Origin of the sequence: Streptomyces sp. GbtcB7, assembly GCF_019091445.1 — a bacterium.
Classification (GTDB): domain Bacteria; phylum Actinomycetota; class Actinomycetes; order Streptomycetales; family Streptomycetaceae; genus Streptomyces; species Streptomyces mirabilis.
The window spans coordinates 1-235 of sequence record NZ_JAGXJM010000651.1 but is presented as its reverse complement, the minus strand read 5'-3'; the positions used below and the strand labels follow the sequence as shown (position 1 = coordinate 235).

Annotated in this window: 1 protein-coding gene; it reads right to left on the bottom strand. The window is 68.9% G+C overall.

Features of this window, described 5'->3' with window-relative positions; translation table 11 throughout:
- A partial coding sequence (locus tag KVT44_RS57125; RefSeq protein WP_217577198.1) for a hypothetical protein occupies positions 1-235 on the bottom strand: 235 nt, incomplete at both ends.

Genomic DNA, 235 nt, shown 5'->3' with positions numbered 1-235 from the left:
CGGACCGAAGACGGCCGTGCTGTACGTCCTCGTGTAGCTCTTGCCTGCCTTGAAGGTCTGCGGGTAGTCGTCCGTGTAGTACGCGTCGATGATCGGGGTCCCGGTGGCGTCGACGCCCGCGTCCTGCTCGTGGTCGAACGCCCACTGGGCCTTCTCTCCGGTCGACACGTACAGCGTGCGCGAGGCCGGCTGCGTCTGGGGGGCCCCGACGCTCTGGCTCTCGTCGTCGGGCTGG